General features: G+C 35.9%; 18 protein-coding genes. 8 read left to right on the top strand and 10 right to left on the bottom strand.

Going from position 1 to position 19,882, the window contains the following annotated elements; all coding sequences use genetic code 11:
- Positions 1–374: 374 nt before the first annotated feature.
- Positions 375–2,003: a chaperonin GroEL gene (gene groL, locus GJU43_RS19265; RefSeq protein ID WP_154343031.1), complete on the bottom strand. Its 1,629-nt coding sequence runs from the start codon at positions 2,001–2,003 to the stop codon at positions 375–377.
- Positions 2,004–2,045: 42 nt separating this feature from the next.
- Positions 2,046–2,402 carry a four helix bundle protein gene (locus GJU43_RS19260; RefSeq protein ID WP_154343029.1) on the bottom strand — a complete coding sequence of 119 codons (357 nt, stop codon included), beginning with the start codon at positions 2,400–2,402 and terminating at the stop codon, positions 2,046–2,048.
- Positions 2,403–2,443: 41 nt separating this feature from the next.
- On the opposite strand from GJU43_RS19260, the gene GJU43_RS19255 reads away from it, so the two are divergent.
- The gene (locus GJU43_RS19255; RefSeq protein WP_154343027.1) at positions 2,444–2,830 is read left to right on the top strand and encodes a hypothetical protein; all 387 of its coding nucleotides are present in this window, start codon (positions 2,444–2,446) and stop codon (positions 2,828–2,830) included.
- A gap of 62 nt (positions 2,831–2,892) precedes the next feature.
- Here the strand turns inward: GJU43_RS19255 and groES are convergent, their stop codons facing one another.
- From groES to miaB, 7 genes are all read right to left on the bottom strand, one after another.
- Positions 2,893–3,168 carry a co-chaperone GroES gene (gene groES / locus GJU43_RS19250; protein WP_012023920.1) on the bottom strand — a complete coding sequence of 92 codons (276 nt, stop codon included), beginning with the start codon at positions 3,166–3,168 and terminating at the stop codon, positions 2,893–2,895.
- A gap of 140 nt (positions 3,169–3,308) precedes the next feature.
- Complete coding sequence (gene secG, locus GJU43_RS19245; protein WP_127339409.1) at positions 3,309–3,647, bottom strand: preprotein translocase subunit SecG; 339 nt, start codon at positions 3,645–3,647, stop codon at positions 3,309–3,311.
- 3 nt (positions 3,648–3,650) lie between these two features.
- On the bottom strand, positions 3,651–5,255 hold the full coding sequence (locus tag GJU43_RS19240) for a tetratricopeptide repeat protein (protein ID WP_154343025.1): 1,605 nt from the start codon (positions 5,253–5,255) through the stop codon (positions 3,651–3,653).
- A 78-nt stretch (positions 5,256–5,333) separates the two neighbouring features.
- Positions 5,334–5,837: an LptE family protein gene (locus GJU43_RS19235; protein WP_154343023.1), complete on the bottom strand. Its 504-nt coding sequence runs from the start codon at positions 5,835–5,837 to the stop codon at positions 5,334–5,336.
- A gap of 173 nt (positions 5,838–6,010) precedes the next feature.
- Positions 6,011–7,270 carry a sigma-54-dependent Fis family transcriptional regulator gene (locus GJU43_RS19230; RefSeq protein WP_154343021.1) on the bottom strand — a complete coding sequence of 420 codons (1,260 nt, stop codon included), beginning with the start codon at positions 7,268–7,270 and terminating at the stop codon, positions 6,011–6,013.
- A gap of 58 nt (positions 7,271–7,328) precedes the next feature.
- The gene (locus GJU43_RS19225; protein WP_154343052.1) at positions 7,329–7,700 is read right to left on the bottom strand and encodes a GxxExxY protein; all 372 of its coding nucleotides are present in this window, start codon (positions 7,698–7,700) and stop codon (positions 7,329–7,331) included.
- Positions 7,701–7,778: 78 nt separating this feature from the next.
- The gene (gene miaB, locus GJU43_RS19220) at positions 7,779–9,224 is read right to left on the bottom strand and encodes a tRNA (N6-isopentenyl adenosine(37)-C2)-methylthiotransferase MiaB (protein ID WP_154343019.1); all 1,446 of its coding nucleotides are present in this window, start codon (positions 9,222–9,224) and stop codon (positions 7,779–7,781) included.
- A 402-nt stretch (positions 9,225–9,626) separates the two neighbouring features.
- Between miaB and topA the strand changes: the two genes are divergently transcribed.
- The 7 genes from topA to GJU43_RS19185 all read left to right on the top strand — a co-directional run bounded on the left by topA (position 9,627) and on the right by GJU43_RS19185 (position 19,448).
- Positions 9,627–12,143: a type I DNA topoisomerase gene (gene topA / locus GJU43_RS19215; protein WP_154343017.1), complete on the top strand. Its 2,517-nt coding sequence runs from the start codon at positions 9,627–9,629 to the stop codon at positions 12,141–12,143.
- A 3-nt stretch (positions 12,144–12,146) separates the two neighbouring features.
- Complete coding sequence (locus tag GJU43_RS19210; RefSeq protein WP_154343015.1) at positions 12,147–13,298, top strand: formimidoylglutamase; 1,152 nt, start codon at positions 12,147–12,149, stop codon at positions 13,296–13,298.
- A 263-nt stretch (positions 13,299–13,561) separates the two neighbouring features.
- Positions 13,562–14,959, top strand: coding sequence for a gliding motility lipoprotein GldK (gldK, locus tag GJU43_RS19205; protein ID WP_154343013.1), 1,398 nt, complete (start codon positions 13,562–13,564; stop codon positions 14,957–14,959).
- A 62-nt stretch (positions 14,960–15,021) separates the two neighbouring features.
- Entirely contained in the window at positions 15,022–15,669 is a 648-nt protein-coding gene (gene gldL / locus GJU43_RS19200) for a gliding motility protein GldL (protein WP_154343011.1), read from the top strand.
- A 52-nt stretch (positions 15,670–15,721) separates the two neighbouring features.
- A complete protein-coding gene (gene gldM, locus GJU43_RS19195; protein ID WP_154343009.1) occupies positions 15,722–17,263 on the top strand; it encodes a gliding motility protein GldM in 1,542 nt (513 codons plus the stop codon).
- A gap of 44 nt (positions 17,264–17,307) precedes the next feature.
- A complete protein-coding gene (gldN, locus tag GJU43_RS19190) occupies positions 17,308–18,297 on the top strand; it encodes a gliding motility protein GldN (RefSeq protein ID WP_154343050.1) in 990 nt (329 codons plus the stop codon).
- A gap of 77 nt (positions 18,298–18,374) precedes the next feature.
- Positions 18,375–19,448 carry an FAD-binding oxidoreductase gene (locus tag GJU43_RS19185; RefSeq protein WP_154343007.1) on the top strand — a complete coding sequence of 358 codons (1,074 nt, stop codon included), beginning with the start codon at positions 18,375–18,377 and terminating at the stop codon, positions 19,446–19,448.
- Here GJU43_RS19185 and GJU43_RS19180 read toward each other — a convergent pair.
- Positions 19,429–19,812, bottom strand: coding sequence for a DUF983 domain-containing protein (locus GJU43_RS19180; RefSeq protein ID WP_154343005.1), 384 nt, complete (start codon positions 19,810–19,812; stop codon positions 19,429–19,431). The genes GJU43_RS19185 and GJU43_RS19180 overlap by 20 nt on opposite strands.
- Positions 19,813–19,882: the final 70 nt, after the last annotated feature.

Below are 19,882 nucleotides of genomic sequence, written 5' to 3'. Positions count from 1 at the left end.
TATAATCGCAAAGATATTGATAAACGATTTTTTAATGAAAAAGGGAATGTTAAGTTTGCCACGAATTGCACGAATTTTCACGAATGTTATGTAAAAAAAAGTTTGCCACAGATTAACGGATTAAATGGATTAATCTGCGGAAATCTTTAGATCTGTGGCTAAAAAGGTTGCCACGACCCTATTGATCGAAGGGAATAGGCGAAGCAATTACACGAATTTCCATAAATTTTTATACACAATAAATAGAAAAATAATTCGTGAAAATTCGTGAAATTCGTGGCGAAAAACCTTTTTATCTTTTTAATGTGTGGCAAAAAAAAACGCCAGATAGAAATCTCTATCCGGCGTTTTAAATTTTAAGAAGTGAAGAACGATTACATCATTCCCGGCATACCGCCACCCATTGGCATTCCGCCAGCGTTTTCTTCTTTAATATCAATTAAGGCACACTCTGTAGTTAAGATCATTCCCGCAACAGAGGCAGCATTTTCTAATGCTACACGAGTTACTTTTTTAGGATCGATAATACCTGCTTTAAGCATGTCTACATATTCGTCAGTTTTGGCATTGTATCCAAAATCACCAGAACCTTCACCTACTTTCGCTACCACTACAGAACCTTCAAGACCTGCATTTTCAACGATAGTTCTTAATGGAGATTCAACAGCACGGGCTACAATCTGAATTCCTGTTGCCTCGTCAGCGTTGTCAGCTTTTAAGTCAGCCAAAGCAGATTTAGCTCTTAATAAAGCTACACCACCACCGGCAACGATTCCTTCTTCAACAGCAGCACGGGTTGCGTGTAAAGCATCGTCAACTCTGTCTTTTTTCTCTTTCATTTCCACTTCAGAAGCGGCACCAACATAAAGAACAGCAACACCACCGGCTAATTTAGCCAAACGTTCCTGTAATTTTTCTTTATCATAATCAGATGTTGTCGTTTCCATCTGACCTTTAATTTGGTTTACTCTGTTTTTGATGATATCAGCTTCACCAGCACCACTTACAATGGTAGTGTTGTCTTTATCGATAGAAACTCTTTTTGCAGTTCCTAACATCTCGATAGTAGTGTTTTCAAGTGTATACCCTCTTTCTTCAGAAATTACAGTTCCACCAGTTAAAATAGCGATATCTTCCAACATTGCTTTTCTTCTGTCTCCAAAACCAGGAGCTTTTACAGCAGCAATTTTAAGAGCACCTCTTAATTTATTTACTACTAAAGTAGATAACGCTTCTCCGTCAACATCTTCAGCAATAATCAATAATGGTTTTCCTGATTGTGCAACCGGCTCTAAAACTGGTAGTAATTCTTTTAAAGAAGATACTTTTTTGTCGTATAACAAGATGTATGGAGAGTCTAATTCAACTTCCATTTTCTCCGGATTTGTAACGAAATATGGAGATAGATATCCTCTGTCAAACTGCATTCCTTCCACAACATCAACGTAAGTATCTGTTCCTTTAGCTTCTTCAACAGTGATTACACCTTCTTTACCCACTTTAGTAAAAGCAGTAGCGATTAGTTCGCCAATCACTTCGTCATTGTTTGCAGATATAGAAGCAATTTGTTTGATTTTATCAGAATCACTTCCAACAACTTTAGCTTGTTTTGCCAGGTCAGCAACGATAGCTTCAACGGCTTTATCAATACCGCGTTTCAAATCCATTGGATTTGCTCCTGCAGCAACGTTTTTCAAACCTTCTTTTACAATCGCCTGAGCTAAAACTGTCGCAGTTGTAGTTCCGTCTCCTGCTAAATCATTGGTTTTAGAAGCAACTTCCTTAACCATTTGCGCGCCCATGTTTTCTAACGGGTCTTTTAATTCGATTTCTTTTGCAACCGAAACTCCATCTTTAGTAACTGTTGGTCCACCAAATGATTTTCCGATAATTACGTTACGACCTTTTGGTCCAAGAGTTACTTTTACAGCATTTGCTAATGCATCAACACCACGTTTTAATCCGTCACGTGCTTCAATATCAAATTTTATATCTTTTGCCATTTTTATTTGCTTTAGGCAGTAGGCTTTAGGCTTTAAGCCTTTCTACTGCTGAATTAATTTTTGTTTTAATTTGTAAATTTTGCTTTTTATGCTGTTGATTTCTTCTATATTATTTTGTGCAATTTCATTATTTAAATATTGCAGATCTTTAGCTAAAATCAAGAGATATTCTGTTTCATTGGCCGAACCTAAAGCGATATTGAGAAATTGATTGAATTCTTTGTCGCTATTTCTTCCACAGCCCTCACTGATATTAGTAGGAATTGATGAAGAAGCTCTTCTAATCTGACTTGTTAGCCCATATATTTCTTCTTTTGGAAATGTTGAGGTCAGTCTATAGATTTCTAAAGTAAAAGAGTGACTTAGCTGCCAAATATCATATTTTTTAAAATCTCTCATTCTTTTTTGCATTAGGCTTTAGGCAATATGCTTTAAGCTTTTTGTTAGGGCCTACAGCTTACGGCTTAGAGCTTACAGCAATCTTTTTTGCTTTAGGCTTTAGGCAATATGCTTTAAGCTTTTTGTTAAGGCCTACAGCTTACGGCTTAGAGCTTACAGCAATCTTTTTTGCTTTAGGCTTTAGGCAATATGCTTTAAGTTTTTTGTTAAGGCCTACAGCTTACGGCTTAGAGCTTACAGCAATCTTTTTTGCTTTAGGCTTTAGGCAATATGCTTTAAGTTTTTTGTTAAGGCCTACAGCTTACGGCTTAGAGCTTACAGCAATCTTTTTTGCATTAGGCTTTAGGCAATATGCTTTAAGCTTTTTGTTAGGGCCTACAGCTTACGGCTTAGAGCTTACAGCAATCTTTATTTGCTTTAGGCTTTAGGCAATATGCTTTAAGCTTTTTGGTGGAGCCTATAGCTTAAAGCCTACAGCTTACAGCAATTTTTAGATTATCGCTAAGATATCATCCTCACGCATGATCAAATAATCAGTACCTTCCAGTTTTAATTCTGTTCCTGCATATTTACCATATAAAACAGTATCGCCAACTTTTACGGTCATAGTGTGATCTTTAGATCCATTTCCTACGGCCACTACAGTTCCTTTTTGTGGTTTCTCTTTGGCAGTGTCCGGAATGAAAATTCCTGAAGCAGTTTTGGTTTCAGCTGCTACAGGCTCAATAAGTACGCGGTCTGAAAGCGGTTTAATATTTAAAGCCATAATTTTATTTTATATTAGGTTATACTTTTTTAACGTTCATTAAACTTTCAGAAATTGTGCCATGCTTAAAAAACTGACATTTTTTCCTAAAAAAAATGCCAGCTTTGACAGGCTGGCATCTTAATTTTATATCAGAAATATTATTTTGCTGCCGGAGCTGCCGGAGCAGGAGTTCCTTGTACCGGAGCTGCAGGTGTAGTAGCCGGAGCTTCTGTTTTTTCAATAAGTTTAGAATCAGTATCGCTTAATGATCCTGTAAAGCTTAAACTTGAAAGTAAGATTAATGCAATAAGGATAGTAGCCAACGTCCAGGTACTTTTATCTAAAAAGTCTGTTGTTTTTTGCACTCCACCTAACATTTGAGTTCCGCTGATAGTAGAAGACAATCCGCCTCCTTTAGGGTTTTGAACCATGATTACTACAATCAATAGAAAGCAAACTATTGTGATTAAAACTAAAAAAATTGAAAATGTGCTCATTGTTTAATTATTATTGTTATTTTGTTGTAAAATCTTTATATCCGAAATACGGTCTGCAAAGAAACTAATTTTTTCTGGATATTTCAAAATTAATATTTCATATGCTTGTATTGCTTTTGTGTATTTTTTTTGTTCCAGATATACCCTTGCCAAAGTTTCAGTCATTAAATAGGAGTTGTCCTCGTTTTTATTGGGGTCAAGCATCACCGTTGGAACAATTGCAGTTGGTTTTATAGGCGGAATTTTTGGATTCGTTTCTATAAATTTATTAATAATCTCTGCTTTTTTCTTTTTTTCTTCTTCAATTGAGATCGTTTCTTCTGCTTCTGCAACAGGCTGGGTTAACGGTTCGGGAGTTTTTTCAGCTTCTTTTACCGTTTCTGTTTTTTCTGCAGGACCTTCTTTGGTTCTGTCAATTGGCTCTGTTCGGGCCAGTTGCAGCCATTCGTGAAAAGAATGTTTTTCATTAACAGAAAAATCCAAAGGTTTTCCGATTTCCAGATTTTCTTCCGCATTTTTTACTGTTTCAGAAGTTTCAGCTTCTTTTAAATCTTCAAAAACAACTGTTGTAGCTTGTTTTATAGAATTGTAGACAGACGCTTCTATCGGTTCAACACGTACTTCGGTAGTTTTTTCGGTTTCTTCAACAACAATTGGGCTTTCTTTTTCTACAGCAGTAGAGACAGGCTGCTCCACAAAAGAATCAATGGTGATCTCTTCGATTATTACTGGTTCTTCGGTAACGACTGGAGTTTCTTCTGCTACAGTAGTGGAGACAGGTTGCTCCACAAAAGAATCGATTGTGATCTCTTCGATTATTATGGGTTCTTCGGTAACGACTAGAGTTTCTTCTGCTACAGTAGTAGAGACAGGTTGCTCCACAAAAGAATCTATGGTGATTTCTTCGACTATTACGGGTTCTTCCGTAACGATTGGCATTTCTTCTTCTGCAGAAGTAGCCACAGGCTGTTCGACAAAAGAATCGATTGTAACTTCTTTTACTACTATTGGTTCTTCAACAACAATTGGATCTTCTTCTTTTACCGATGGAGTAACGGTTTCTACAAAAGAATCTAAAGTGATTTCTTGGATTGCTATTGTTTCTTCAATAACAATTGGAGTTTCTTCTTTGACCGGAGTTAAAACAGGTTGCTCAGTTACAACATCAACAGGTTTTTCTACTGGCTTTTTCTGTTCTTCAAAAACTACTGTTGTGGCTTCTCTTATAGAAGACAAAATAGATTGTTCTATCGGATCAATTCTTATTTCAGGAACCTTTGGGATTTCAGGTACTACAATTTCACTTTCAAAAACGGTAATATTCAAAAGATCCTTTAGTTTTTGATCGTAATATTCATTCTGAATAGAGACAAAGGTATCGGAAGTGATAAAATCAAATAATACGGAACGGTCTGTAGTATGGGCTGCAGTAACTTTTAAGGCATAATTATACTTAAAACTATTCTGATTGTAAAGCCCTTTCAATCGCAATGCTCTAGCACTTTGAAAATAAGGAAATTCATTCAGAACATTGCCTAATGCTTCCGTTTGCTTTTCAGTAATAGCATCGGGTTTGTTTATTAGGTGTGTATAATCAGTTACATTCATTATTTCTTCTTCTTTTGTTTAATCGTTTATTTGTTTAACTGTTTAATCGTTTGAAAAACCGCTTTACAAATCAATATTTTACCATTTAGCTAGTGAGTCGTTAAAAATATCCTGGGTAATTCTGTCGTAAATCTCTTTAATGGCAGCATTCAGGGAAGAGCCTACAAGTTGTTGGGTTCCCGGATAATCTTTGTAGAATTCAAATGTTTTTTCGAAATTATCAGATTCCTTGTTTTTATTGGTAAATCGTACCATAATACGAATCGTTAGACGGTTTTGGGCGGCCTGCTGATCTGCAGTTGCTGTCATTGGAGTAGTTCTGTAGTCTACAATTTCTCCTTCATAAACCAGGTCTCCGCCATTGCTGACTAAGTTTAGATTGGTCTGATTCTGAATTAAATCCTGCAATGCCAAAGTAAAATCCCTGTCGATTCCCGGTTCGATCAAATCGGCATTATTGTGGAAGAAGTTAACCTGAAACGTTTTTGCATCAATTTTCCCTGTTCCTGTAAAATTATAAACAGAACAGCCGCTTAACATAAAGAGGGTTATTAACGCGAATAAAGAATATATTTTTTTCATAAGATGTTTGGTGAAAATTCCAATTTTTTAAATCCCCAATTCCAATTTTAAGAATTGCGTTGCAATTCTCTGGTGTTGGACTTAGTTACATTTTTTTTCAAATATACTACTTTGGAATTTTAAGTTTTACCAGATTGGAATTTGGGATTTATTTTTTGGAATTTAATTTATTTTTATAAATCGAATTGTTTGATTTTTCTATATAAAGTTCGTTCTGAGATCCCAAGTTCATCGGCAGCTGCTTTGCGTTTTCCCTTGTTTTTCTCTAATGATTTTTTGATCATTTCGATTTCTTTTTGTTCCAGGCGTAAAATTTCTTCTTCCTCGATTGTTTCAGCATCCAGATAATTATTGTTATCCTGTATGTGATAATTGTCTTCACGGGTTGCCGGAGTCATCACAGCTGTTACTTGTTCTTCTTCAAAATCTATTTCGCTCTCATTTTCCTGTGAACCGTATATTTTCTGAATCAGGTTAGGATTAATATCCTGTACTTTTGAAGATCCGTTTTTCATTAACTCTAAAGTGAGTTTTTTCAAATCATTCAAATCACTTTTCATGTCAAAAAGAACTTTATACAAGATGTCTCTTTCGGTGCTGAAATCACTTTCTTTTTTCTTATCGCTGATTACAGAAGGTAAACTGCTTCCTTCAGTTGGTAAATACGATTGTAAGGTGGCCAGGGAAATATCACGATTGGTCTCCAAAACCGAAATTTGTTCGGCTACATTTCGCAACTGACGAATATTTCCGTTCCATCTGAATTTTTGCAGCAGCTGCACTGCATTATCGTCCAGTTTTAAGGGCGGCATTTTGTATTTATGTGCAAAATCGGCCACAAACTTACGGAACAACAAATGAATGTCTTCATTTCTTTCGCGCAGCGGTGGTAATGTAATTTCTACGGTAGTCAGGCGATAGTACAAATCCTCACGGAATTTTCCTTTTTCGATGGCATTGAATAAATTGACATTGGTTGCGGCTACGATCCTTACATTTGTTTTCTGAACCTGGGACGAACCTACTTTTATAAATTCTCCGTTTTCAAGTACACGCAGTAAACGAACCTGGGTTGTTAAGGGTAATTCACCCACTTCATCCAGGAAAATAGTTCCGCCGTCAGCCACTTCAAAATAACCTTCACGCGTGCTTGTGGCTCCTGTAAAAGCGCCTTTTTCGTGACCAAAAAGCTCACTGTCAATTGTTCCTTCCGGAATGGCACCACAGTTTACCGCAATATATTTACCATGCTTTCTATGGGAAAGCGAATGAATGATTCTTGGAATGTTTTCTTTACCAACACCACTTTCCCCGGTTACCATTACCGAAATGTCAGTAGGTGCAACCTGAATGGCTTTTTCAATGGCGCGGTTTAATTTCGGGTCATTCCCGATAATCTCAAAACGTTGTTTTATTGCCTGAACTGTTTCCATGTATATATTTTATCTTTTGCCACGAATTTCACTAATTCCACGAATTTTTGAAATCAGGTTAATGAATAACTCTTTTATGTTGTAATGACTTTTTATTAAAGTTAACAATAATCCCTAAGTCACTATCTGCAAGTCTTAAATAATTAATAGTTTGAGCGGTGTGTTCATCTACGATCTCTTTTGATGCTTTTACTTCTAAAATGATTTCATCGTAAACAACAAAATCAGCATAAAATTTATGTTTTAAAACAATATCTTTATATTGAATATCATATTGTTTTTCACGTTCAAATGGGATACTGTTTTTTCTAAATTCGTATTCTAAAGCATCTTTATAAACAATTTCAAGAAGACCTCCGCCCAGAATCCTGTGAACCTCCATACAAATCCCGATAATTTTATAATATTCTTCTTTTCTATATAATTCCATCATTTTATTTTTGCACAAATCTATCAAATTATTTGAAAGAAAATTAGCGCAAATTAGTGAAATTCGTGGCGAAAAAAATTAATTCATAATACTCAGCCCAACTGCTTTCCCTTTTAAGGTTCCTGAAGTACAGCTTTCGATTTTTACATTTACGAAATCCCCAATTTTATAATGCTCTTTTGGGAAGACAACCGTAATACTTTGTGAATTTCTTCCTGAGAATTCTTCAGTTGATTTTTTAGACACTTTCTCGACTAAAACTTCAACCGTCTGGCCTATAAATTCTTCACTTCTGAACCAGGCGTGTTTTTGTTGTAAATCGACAATTTCCTGCAATCTTCTGGCTTTGGTTTCTTCCGGAACATCATCCTCCATTTTTCTTCCGGCCAAAGTTCCCGGACGTTCCGAATACGAATACATATAACCGAAATTATATTTTACATATTCCATCAGGCTCATGGTATCCTGGTGATCCTGCTCTGTTTCTGTCGGGAAACCGGCAATCATATCTTGCGAAATCGAAGCGTTTGGAATAATAGACCTGATTTTATCAATCAGTGTCATATATTCTTCACGCGTGTGCAGACGATTCATTTCTTTTAAAATGCGGTCACTTCCGGACTGAACAGGCAAGTGAATGTGTTTACAGATATTCGGATATTTCGCAATAACATGCAAAATACTCTCATGCATATCCTGTGGATTAGAAGTCGAAAACCGGATACGCATTTTAGGAAAACCAACAGCAACCATTTCAAGCAACTGATCAAAATCAACAGCCGTTGCTTTTTGCATGTCGGAAGCATTGACAAAATCCTTTTTCAGACCACCTCCGTACCAAAGGTAACTGTCGACATTTTGGCCTAGAAGCGTGATTTCTTTAAATCCTTTGTCCCATAAATCCTGAATTTCCTTCATGATACTTTGTGGCTCACGGCTGCGTTCACGACCACGTGTAAAAGGGACAACGCAAAACGTACACATATTATCACAACCACGGGTGATGGAAACCAAAGCGGTAATCCCGTTGCTCATTAAACGAACAGGCGAAATATCACCGTACGTTTCTTCTTTTGATAAAATTACATTAATAGCGTCACGGCCTTCTTCCACTTCCGCCAACAGATTAGGCAAATCTTTGTAAGCATCGGGTCCTACCACAAGATCAACTATTTTTTCTTCTTCCAGAAACTGACTTTTCAAACGTTCGGCCATACAGCCCAAAACGCCCACTTTCATTTTCGGGTTAATACGTTTTACGGCATTATATTTTTCCAGACGTTTACGAATGGTTTGTTCAGCCTTGTCACGGATGGAACAGGTATTTACCAGAACCAAATCGGCTTCCTCTAAAACCGAAGTCGTATTATACCCCCCTTCGTATAAAATGGAAGCTACAACTTCACTGTCCGAAAAATTCATCGCACAGCCGTAACTTTCTATAAAAAGCTTTTTAGTATTCTCAGGTTTATTTTCTAAAACAAGATTTTCACCTTGTTTGCTTTCTTCAATAATCTTTTCCATTGCGTAATTTCAAAGTGCAAAGATAACGCAAAACCTATAAAGATGACAAGATGTCAGATAAAGAATTAACAATGTTTTCAGAAATATATATAGATTTTTTTAAGTTGGAATTTTAACGCAGGTAGCGGGGATTGGTAGAGAATTATTCTTTTCTGCAATTTTTTTTTCACCTCTATATGATGCTAAAGTAGAGGAGTATTTTTTACTTATGAGATTTTAAGTATTAAAAAAAAGCATATTTCCGGGGTGTAAACCTTTAAAAGTTATACCTATATATATAATCAATAGGTTTACAGATAAATCTGTAATTTTTAGAAACATATTATTAAAATACTTCAAAAATGCACAGAGAAGGTTGATATTTAAAAAAAATAGATACTTTTGTTGCAGAAAAATAGAGCAATGGCAAAGAATTTAGTAATAGTGGAATCACCTGCAAAGGCGAAAACGATAGAGAAATTTCTAGGAAGTGATTTTCAGGTAGAATCAAGTTACGGACACATAGCGGATCTGCCGTCAAAAGAAATAGGAGTAGATGTTGAGAATGGATTTAAACCTAAATATGAAGTTTCTCCCGATAAAAAAGCCTTAGTAAGTAAACTTAAAACACTATCTAAAAATGCCGAAATGGTTTGGCTGGCAAGTGATGAGGACCGCGAGGGGGAAGCTATTTCATGGCACCTGGCGGAAGAATTAAAACTGGATACTAAAAAAACCAAAAGAATTGTTTTTCACGAAATCACTAAAAGCGCCATCCTTAAAGCGATTGATAATCCAAGAGAAATTGATTATAATTTAGTAAATGCCCAGCAGGCGCGTCGTGTTTTAGACCGTTTGGTAGGTTACGAATTATCACCCGTTTTATGGAGAAAGATCAAAGGCGGTTTGTCTGCCGGTCGTGTGCAATCTGTTTCTGTTCGTTTAATTGTTGAAAGAGAACGTGAAATTCAGAATTTCAATGCCGTGGCGAGTTATTCGGTTGTTGCGGAATTTGTTAATGAGGCCGGAAAAGCATTCAAAGCCAAATTGCCAAAAAACTTTACTACGAAAAAAGAAGCCGAAGATTTCTTAAAACAAAATATCGGTTCCATATATAAGGTAGCGGATTTAGAAACCAAGCCTACCAAAAAATCTCCAACAGCACCTTTTACTACGTCGACTTTACAACAGGAAGCGGCCAGAAAATTGTATTTGCCGGTTGGAATCACCATGCAGTTAGCACAACGTTTATATGAAGCCGGACTTATTACGTATATGAGAACCGATAGTGTAAACCTTTCTAAAGATGCTATGGATGCTGCAGAAGCTGAAATTATAAAATCATACGGAAAAGAGTTTTCGAAACCCCGAACTTTTGCTACTAAAAGTAAAGGAGCACAAGAAGCTCACGAGGCCATTCGTCCGACAGACATGTCCCGTCACACCGTAAATATTGATCGTGATCAGGCACGTTTGTACGATTTGATCTGGAAAAGAACACTCGCATCTCAAATGAGCGATGCACAACTGGAAAGAACTAACGTAAAAATTGAAGCGAATAATCACGGTGAAATCTTTACTGCTTCCGGAGAGGTTTTACTTTTTGAAGGTTTCCTGAAAGTGTATTTGGAAGGGCATGATGATGACGAGGAAGAGCAGGAAGGGATGCTTCCGGCATTAAAAGTAAATGAAAAATTAGCCAATAATTATATTACGGCTACTGAAAGATACTCAAGACCACCGGCACGTTATACAGAGGCTTCTTTGGTAAAAAAATTAGAAGAATTAGGAATTGGCCGTCCGTCTACGTATGCGCCAACGATTTCTACGATCATTAACAGAAATTATGTTGAAAAAGGAACTCTTGAAGGTCAGGAACGTAATTATACACAGCTTACTTTGCAAAACAGTAAAGTTGGAGAAAAGCTGTTAAAAGAAAATACAGGTTCTGATAAAGGAAAATTGGTTCCGACAGATATTGGTACCATTGTAACAGATTTCCTGGTTAAGAATTTCGGAAACATCCTTGATTATAATTTTACGGCAAAAGTAGAGCAGGATTTTGATGAAATTGCAGAAGGAAATATTGACTGGGCCACCATGATGCAGGAATTCTACGATAAATTCCATCCGAATGTAAAAGAAGTTGAAGCAAATGCGGAGCGCGAAAGCGGTGAAAGAATCTTAGGAAAAGATGCTGACGGAAGACAGGTTTCTGTTCGTTTAGGAAAATTCGGGCCAATGGCTCAGATTGGAGAAGCGGATGATGAAGACAAAAAATTCGCCAGCCTGATGTCAGATCAGAATATCGGAAACATTACCTTAGAAGATGCCTTAAATTTATTTTTATTACCTAAGAGTTTAGGGGATTATAAAGGAGAAGAAGTAGAGGTAAGTAATGGACGTTATGGTCCTTATGTACGTCACGGAAGTGTTTTTATTTCCTTGCCAAGAGGAGAAGATCCTTTAGGGGTTTCTAAGGAAAGAGCTCAGGAACTGATTGACGAAAAAGCACTTGCAGATGCGCCAATTGCTGTTTATAAGGGGGAATCGGTTCAGAAAGGTGTGGGGCGTTTTGGTCCTTTCATCAAATGGAACGGTCTTTTTGTAAACGTAAGTAAAAAATACAATTTTGATAATTTATCCCAATCTGATGTGGAAGAACTGATTGAAGATAAATTACAGAAAAATATAGATAAAGTACTCCATAATTGGGAGGATGAAGGGATTTTGGTTGAAAAAGCACGTTGGGGCCGCTCGGTAATTACAAAAGGTAAAATCAAAATTGAATTGAGTAAAGATGTTGACGCTGCAAAGCTGACACTGGAAGAAGTTCAGGAAATGATCGCCAAAAAAACACCGGCAAAGAAAACACCAGCGAAAAAAGCAACAACAACTAAAAAAGCCCCAGCTAAAAAAACAGCTGCTAAAAAGAAATAAAAAATGGAATTTGATTTTCTAGAACCGGTTAATGATGGAATTTTAAAATTCATTAGTTCGTTGTCTTCTCAGGAATTGGGCAGTAAAGTTGCTTTTCATACACAGGACCAGTTTCCGGATATTAATAAAATTACGATTGCAATTGTTGGAGTTTTAGAGGATCGACGAAATACAGACGGTTTTAATGAGGTAAACCTGAATGCTGTAAGAAAGAAGTTTTACAGCATGTTTCCTGGTAATTGGGATGCGTCAATTGCCGATTTGGGAGATATTCTTGCAGGAGATTCAGTAGAGGATACTTATTTTGCGCTTAAAAAAGTAACAGCTGCTTTGATTAAGAATAAAGTGATTCCGATAGTTCTGGGAGGTTCGCAGGATCTGACTTATGCTTTGTACCGTGCGTATGATGATTTGGAGCAGATGGTAAATATGGTTTCGGTAGATAATAAATTTGATTTTGGTAAAGAAAATGAACTCGTTTCGGCTAATTCCTATCTGACAAAAATCATTATTGATGAACCCAATAATCTCTTTAATTATTGTAATATTGGTTATCAGACCTATTATAATTCTCAGGAAGAGATTGATTTAATTGAAAAATTGTTTTTTGATGCTTACCGTTTAGGGGAGATTTCGAATAAAATAGCATTAGCGGAGCCAGTTTTCAGGGATGCGGATTTGGTAAGTATCGATTTGAATTCGGTAAAATCTTCAGATTCAGGAAATACGGTTTCTTTTGAGCCTAATGGTTTTAACGGAAAAGAGATTTGTTCGCTGGCCAGATATGCCGGTATCAGTGATAAAGTTTCTTCATTTGGGATATTTAATCACAATAGCACCGTACAGGAATCAGGGATTATTGCTCAGATTGTCTGGTATTTTATAGAGGGATATCACTATCGTTCAAAAGAATATCCATTTGGGAGCAGGGCCAATTATTTAAAATACATTGTTCCTTTAGAAGAGGAAGAATTAATTTTTTATAAAAGTGATAAAACAGATCGTTGGTGGATAGAAATTCCTTACGAATCTAACGGTCATAATAAATTGAAAAGAAATACGTTATTACCATGTTCTTACGACGAATATTTGCTCGCTTGTAACCAGGAACTGCCGGAAAGATGGTGGAAAGCGCAGCGAAAAAATGCTTTATAGAAGGAAATTTTAACAGAAATCAGAATTTTTTAAAATTATTAAAAAAAAGTTAAAAAATATTAGTAAGAAAAGAAGTATGTATTATAAAATTTAACGTTTTACGTCGATTTTTCAGGTTAGTTTATCGACAAAATATTTTTTTTTTATTTTATTTAACATTATTTTTGAACGGTGAAATAAATTACGTGACTAGTATTGTTTTTTAGATAAATAATAAATACGTTTACGGACTTATAATAATGAATAGATAATCCCAAATTTATATGAAGAAGTTTATTGCATTTGCAGCAATGTTAACCCTAGTTATTGGCTGTGGAAAATCAGGTGATAAAGGAGAGTTAGTTGGTGTTACAGGAGGAAAATGGCATCCTGAAAAACCTTATGGAATGACATTGGTTCCAGGTGGATCTTTTATTATGGGTAAATCAGATGCTGATTTGGCTAATGTAGAAGATGCTCCAACTAAAACAGTAACGGTACGTTCCTTTTATATGGACGAAACTGAAATTACAAACAGCGAGTATCGTCAATTTGTGGAATGGGTAAAAGATTCTACAATGAGAGTTCGTTTGGCTATCTTAGCTGATGAGACAGGGCAAAAAGGTGCAGGTGATGCAAAAGGTAAAAAAGCAGGTAGTATTGCTGATTATGCCTTTAATGATTCAGATCCTGAAAAAATGACTGCATATGACAAATACATGTATGATAACTATTATAGTGTAGGTACTGCAGATGATCCTTATGCTGGAAGAAAATTAAACAAAAAGGTAAAATTAATCAAAGATACAAAGGCTTATCCGGATGAGTATTATACTGAGGTAATGGATTCTATGTATTTGCCAATTGAAGAATCTTATAATGGTTTGAGAACAATTGATGTAAATAAATTGAAATTCCGTTATTCATGGATGGACATTCAGGCTGCTGCAAAAGCTAAAGTTGGAAAAAGAAAAGATTTCGTTAAAACGGAGCAGGTTAGTGTTTATCCTGACACAACAGTGTGGATTAAAGATTTCGCTTACTCTTATAATGAGCCAATGCATAATGACTATTTCTGGCACAAAGCTTACGGAGATTATCCTGTAGTTGGTGTTACTTGGAAACAGGCGAAAGCATTTTGTGCATGGAGAACATTAAATAAAAACAGTTATATCAAATCTAAGAAAAAAGGACGTGACTTAGTAAATGCTTTCAGATTGCCAACAGAGGCAGAATGGGAGTATGCGGCAAGAGGAGGTCTGGAATCAGCTACTTACCCTTGGGGAGGTCCTTACACTAAGAGTGACAGAGGGTGTTTCCTTGCAAACTTCAAACCAAGCAGAGGAGATTACGCAGCTGATGAGGCTTTGTACACAGTTGAAGCTAAATCTTACGAGGTAAACGGTTACGGTTTATACAACATGGCTGGTAACGTTTCGGAATGGACAGATTCAGCATACAATCCAAATGCTTACGAATATGTTTCAACAATGAATCCAAACGTAATTGACGGAAACAATCAAAGAAAAGTGGTTCGTGGAGGATCTTGGAAAGATGTTGCTTACTTCCTACAGGTAAGTACTCGTGATCACGAATATGCGGATTCAGCAAGAAGTTATATTGGTTTCAGAACTGTACAGGATTACATGGGAACCCAAGTAACGGGTAATAGAAAAAAGTAAATTATAATAAATTCAATAACCAAATCAAATCTATTTCAAATTAAAACCTAAAAAAAAGTATTATGGCATTATTAAGTAAAAAAGCAATGAATTTCGCTTATGGTATGGGAGCGGCAGTGGTAATCGTTGGAGCATTATTCAAAATTACGCACTTTGAATTAGGACCTCTAACAGGTACAGTTATGCTTTCAGTGGGATTATTAACTGAGGCATTAATTTTTGCTCTTTCTGCTTTCGAGCCTGTTGATGATGAGTTGGACTGGACTCTTGTGTACCCTGAATTAGCTAATGGTCAGGCTAGAACTAAAACTGACAAAAAAGAAACCCCTTCTGATGCTCAAGGATTATTGTCTCAAAAGTTAGACGTAATGTTAAAAGAAGCTAAAATTGACGGAGAATTAATGTCAAGTTTAGGAAACAGTATTAAAAATTTCGAATCAGCTGCTAAAGGAATTGCTCCTACTGTAGATTCTATCGCTTCTACTAAAAAATACAGCGAAGAATTATCAATGGCTGCTGCTCAAATGGAATCATTAAACAGCTTGTACAAAGTACAATTGGAAAGCGCTGCAAGAAATGCTGACGCTAACAAAGAAATCGCTGATAATGCATCTAAATTAAAAGAACAAATGCAATCAATGACTGCAAACATTGCTTCTTTGAACAGTGTTTACGGTGGTATGCTTTCTGCAATGAGTAACAAAGGATAATTAGTTTTTAACTATTATATTAAATTTATTAATAAGAACTAATTAGAAAAAAATGGCAGGAGGAAAATTAACCCCTAGACAGAAGATGATTAACCTGATGTATCTGGTTTTCATCGCAATGTTAGCAATGAACGTATCGAAAGAAGTAATTTCTGCTTTTGGTCTGATGAACGAAAAGTTTGAAAGTGCAAATACGAATTCAACTGAAACAAATGCAAGTTTATTGATGTCTTTAGATCAAAAAGCTGCTGAAGCAAAAGGAGAATTTGCAATTGCTGCAGTTACTGCTCACAAAGTTGAAACAATCTCAAAAGAATTTTATGATTATATAGCTACTCTAAAGGCTCAGTCTATTAAAGGATTTGAAGTAGAAAAAGAAACAGGAAAACTTCCATACGAAGCGATGGACAGAGGTGATAATATCGACGACTGGTTTACAGGAGACGGTTACACTAAAAAAGGTAAGGAAATTATCGCTAAAATCGAGAAATATAAGTCAGATATTAAAGCTGCCTTAGGGTCAGATAAAAAATATGCTTCTATTATTTCTGAGGTGGAGAAAAAGTTTGACGTTTCAGATGTAAAAAACAAAGAAGGTATTAAAGAAAGATATTTAGAGTACCACTTTAAAGGTTTTCCTGCAATTGCATCAGCTGCTAAACTTTCAGCTTGGCAAAATGACGTTAAGAAAACTGAGGCTGACGTTTACAATAGTGCTTTAGGTAAAGCGGCTGTGGCTGCTGCATCTTACAGCAACTATCAGGCGATCGTTGTTTTAGATAAAAATGCTTACTTCCAGGGAGAAAAAGTAACGGGTAAAGTTGTTTTAGGTCGTTATGACGAAAATACAAAACCAACTTCATTCCAGGGTCCTGGGCAAATCGTAAACGGACAAGCTGTTATCTCATTAACTGCAGGTGGTGTTGGAGAGCAGGATATTAATGGTCAATTTACATTCCTTGAAGACGGAAAAAATATTCCTCTTAAATTCGCTGGAAAATATGTTGTTGTACCAAGACCAAACTCTGCTACAATCTCTGCTGATAAAATGAATGTTGTTTACAGAGGAGTTGTTAACCCAATTTCTGTTTCATTCGCTGGTGTTGATGCAAACAAAATTGTTGCTAGTGCTCCGGGATTAGCTTCTGCTGGTAAACCAGGTAAATATAACATGAGCCCTGGTCAGGGTACTGAGGCTACTATTTCCGTAACAGGTACATTACCAAACGGAGATAAAGTTACAGATAAGAAGACGTTCAGAATTAAAGGTATTCCTGGGCCAACCGGAACAATTAGAGGTGAGATGGGTGTTGTTAAAGGACCAAAATCTAACTTAGAAATTGCTACAATTGGTGCTAAATTACTTGATTTTGACTTTGAAGTTGGTTTAGATGTTGTTGGATTTAACCTTAAAGTTACAGGACAGCCTACAGTTGTAGTTACTGGTAACAGATTAAATGCACAGTGTAAACAAATACTTTCAAGATCAGGTAAAGGAGATCAGGTTACTATTTCTGAAATTAAAACTAAACTTGTTGGAGCTGGTAGTTACTTATTACCAAGAACTGCTCCGGTAATTTACGAAATACAATAATAAAGTAGGTAAAACTACGTTCAATATCTTATAATGATATCATGATGAAAGTAAGAAATTTTTTAATAGCTATTGTTTCTATCGCTGGGGGTTTCGCTTCTAATGCGCAATCTAATTTGCTTAATGCAAAAACACCTGCTCAGATAGGACTTAAGACTCCTGCACAGCTTATCTCCGATAATGATAAACCTTTGGCTTATGGTTATGTAGATGATAGAGATGTATTGATGGGAAAAACTACCTGGGAGATTATTGATTTGAATGAAAAAATCAATTTTCCATTGTACTTTCCAGTAGACACAGCTAATATTGGTTCTGACAGACGTTCTCTTTATGATGTTTTGACGAAAGCTATGAAGAATGGCAAAATAACTGAGGTATATTCTGATAGTTATTTCAATACTAAAAAATCTTTGAAAGACATCCAGGGATCATTGTCACGTATCGATACAACAGATGCAGGTAGAGAATTAATTAACCAATACCCGGACGACTACAAAACTCACGTTGTGAAGAAAAAAGTTGTTACCGGTACTGGTAAAAAGAAAGTAGTAACTTATGTTGATGAGACTGTAGCGGCTACAAGAACTGTTCCTGCTGAATTTATTCTGAAGCAAGATCTAACTTCTGCAGATGTTACGCAGTATAAAATTAAAGGATACTGGTATTTCGACAAACGTCAAAGTGAATTGAAATATCGTTTACTTGGAATTTGTCCTGTAACTCCTGACGTTTACACTATGAACAGTGACGAAAAGGATTATATCGAGTTGTTCTGGATTTTCTATCCAAACTCAAGAGAAGCCTTGCATGAAGCAAAAGCGTTTAATGACAGCAATTCGGCATTACCAATTTCTTTCGATCAGATTTTGAACTCAAGACGTTTTAATGCTGTTGTCTACAAAGAGGAAAACTTGTACGGAGATCGTGAGATCAAAGAATACATGAAAGACAACGCGCAGAATCAGTTGTTAGAATCTGAGAGAGTAAAAGAGAAGATTCGTAACTTCGAGCAGGATATGTGGAACTACTAAGTTTCGAAAATTAAATTATAAGAAAAACTCTTACTACCTTTGTAGTAAGAGTTTTTTTATTTTACCTATTACTTAATATGATTGATTATCTCATTATCGGATCCGGGCTGGCCGGAATTTCTTTTGCAGAAGTTGCCCTGAAAAACAATAAAACCATTTTAGTTCTTGATAATAATTCTCAAAATTCATCTAGGGTAGCAGGAGGTTTGTACAATCCTGTTATTTTAAAACGCTTTAGCGAAGTTTGGAAGGCGCAGGAACAATTGGTTTTAATGAATGATTTTTACAATCATATTGAAGATAAACTGCAAACGAAGTTTAATTTTAAATTACCGATTCTACGAAAATTCTTTTCTATCGAAGAACAGAATAATTGGTTTGCTGCTTCAGATAAGAAAAATCTGACATCTTTTTTATCCACTAAGCTAATTAACCGAAAATACAATAGTATATATTCTCCTTACGATTATGGGGAAGTGCTGCATACCGGATATGTGGATACGGCATTACTGTTAGATCGTTACAAAGAATACCTGAAAGAAAAAGATCTATTGCTGGAAGAGTTTTTCGATAGCACTTATATCGAATTTTTGGATGATGGAATTCAGTATAAAAATATTCAGGCACGCCATATTATTTTTGCGGAGGGCTTCGGCTTGCATAAGAATCCTTTTTTTAATTATCTGCCACTAGATGGTACAAAAGGAGAGTTGTTTGTCATAAAAGCCCAGGAGTTGAATTTAGATGTCATTGTGAATACAAGCGTCTTTATATTGCCTCTGGGTAATGATCTCTTTAAAGTTGGTGCGACCTACAACTGGCAGGATAAGACTGATGTACCAACCGAAGAAGGAAAACAGGAGTTAGTAGATCGTATTAAAGAAATTATCACATGTGATTTCGAAATCATAGAACATTTTGGCGGAGTGCGTCCGACTGTTAAAGACAGAAGACCTTTGATCGGAACACATCACGAACGTAAATCGCTTCATATCCTCAACGGGTTAGGAACCCGTGGTGTGATGCTGGGGCCTGCAATGGCGCAAGCTTTGTTTGACAAGATTGAAAATGAAATTCCGTTAGATGCTGAAATCGACATTAAGCGATTTCATAAAAGATATCTCAAAACCCTTATTTTTGACCGGCCTTAGGATCATAAGAAACAAACATATTAATGTATAGATTTCTGGAAAGCCTTAAAACAAAAGGGAATAATACAATCAGGCTAATTACGATTGCTATAAAAGATTGTTCGATTGTGGTCTGAAAGAATACAAACGAAATAATAAAAGCTGCAATTCCAACAGCTACGTTTAAACCATAACTTACATACATTGCTCCGTAAAAAAAGGAAGGTTCAATTTGATATTTTAATCCACAATGACTACAATGATCGTTCATTTTGAGAACTTTAGTCAAATGAAGTGGATTTTTGTCCGAATACATACTTTCATTTTGACATTTTGGACAACTTCCTGTTAAAATACTATTTAGTTTGGATCCTTTTTTTAACATTTGCAAAAAATTAAATTTCCCATTGATTTGGGAGTGTAAATTTACACAATCAATTAGTTATAAAATAACA

The organism is Flavobacterium sp. LC2016-23 (assembly GCF_009674775.1).
In the GTDB taxonomy this organism is placed as follows: Bacteria; Bacteroidota; Bacteroidia; order Flavobacteriales; family Flavobacteriaceae; genus Flavobacterium.
This window is presented reverse-complemented; position numbering and strand designations above follow the sequence as displayed.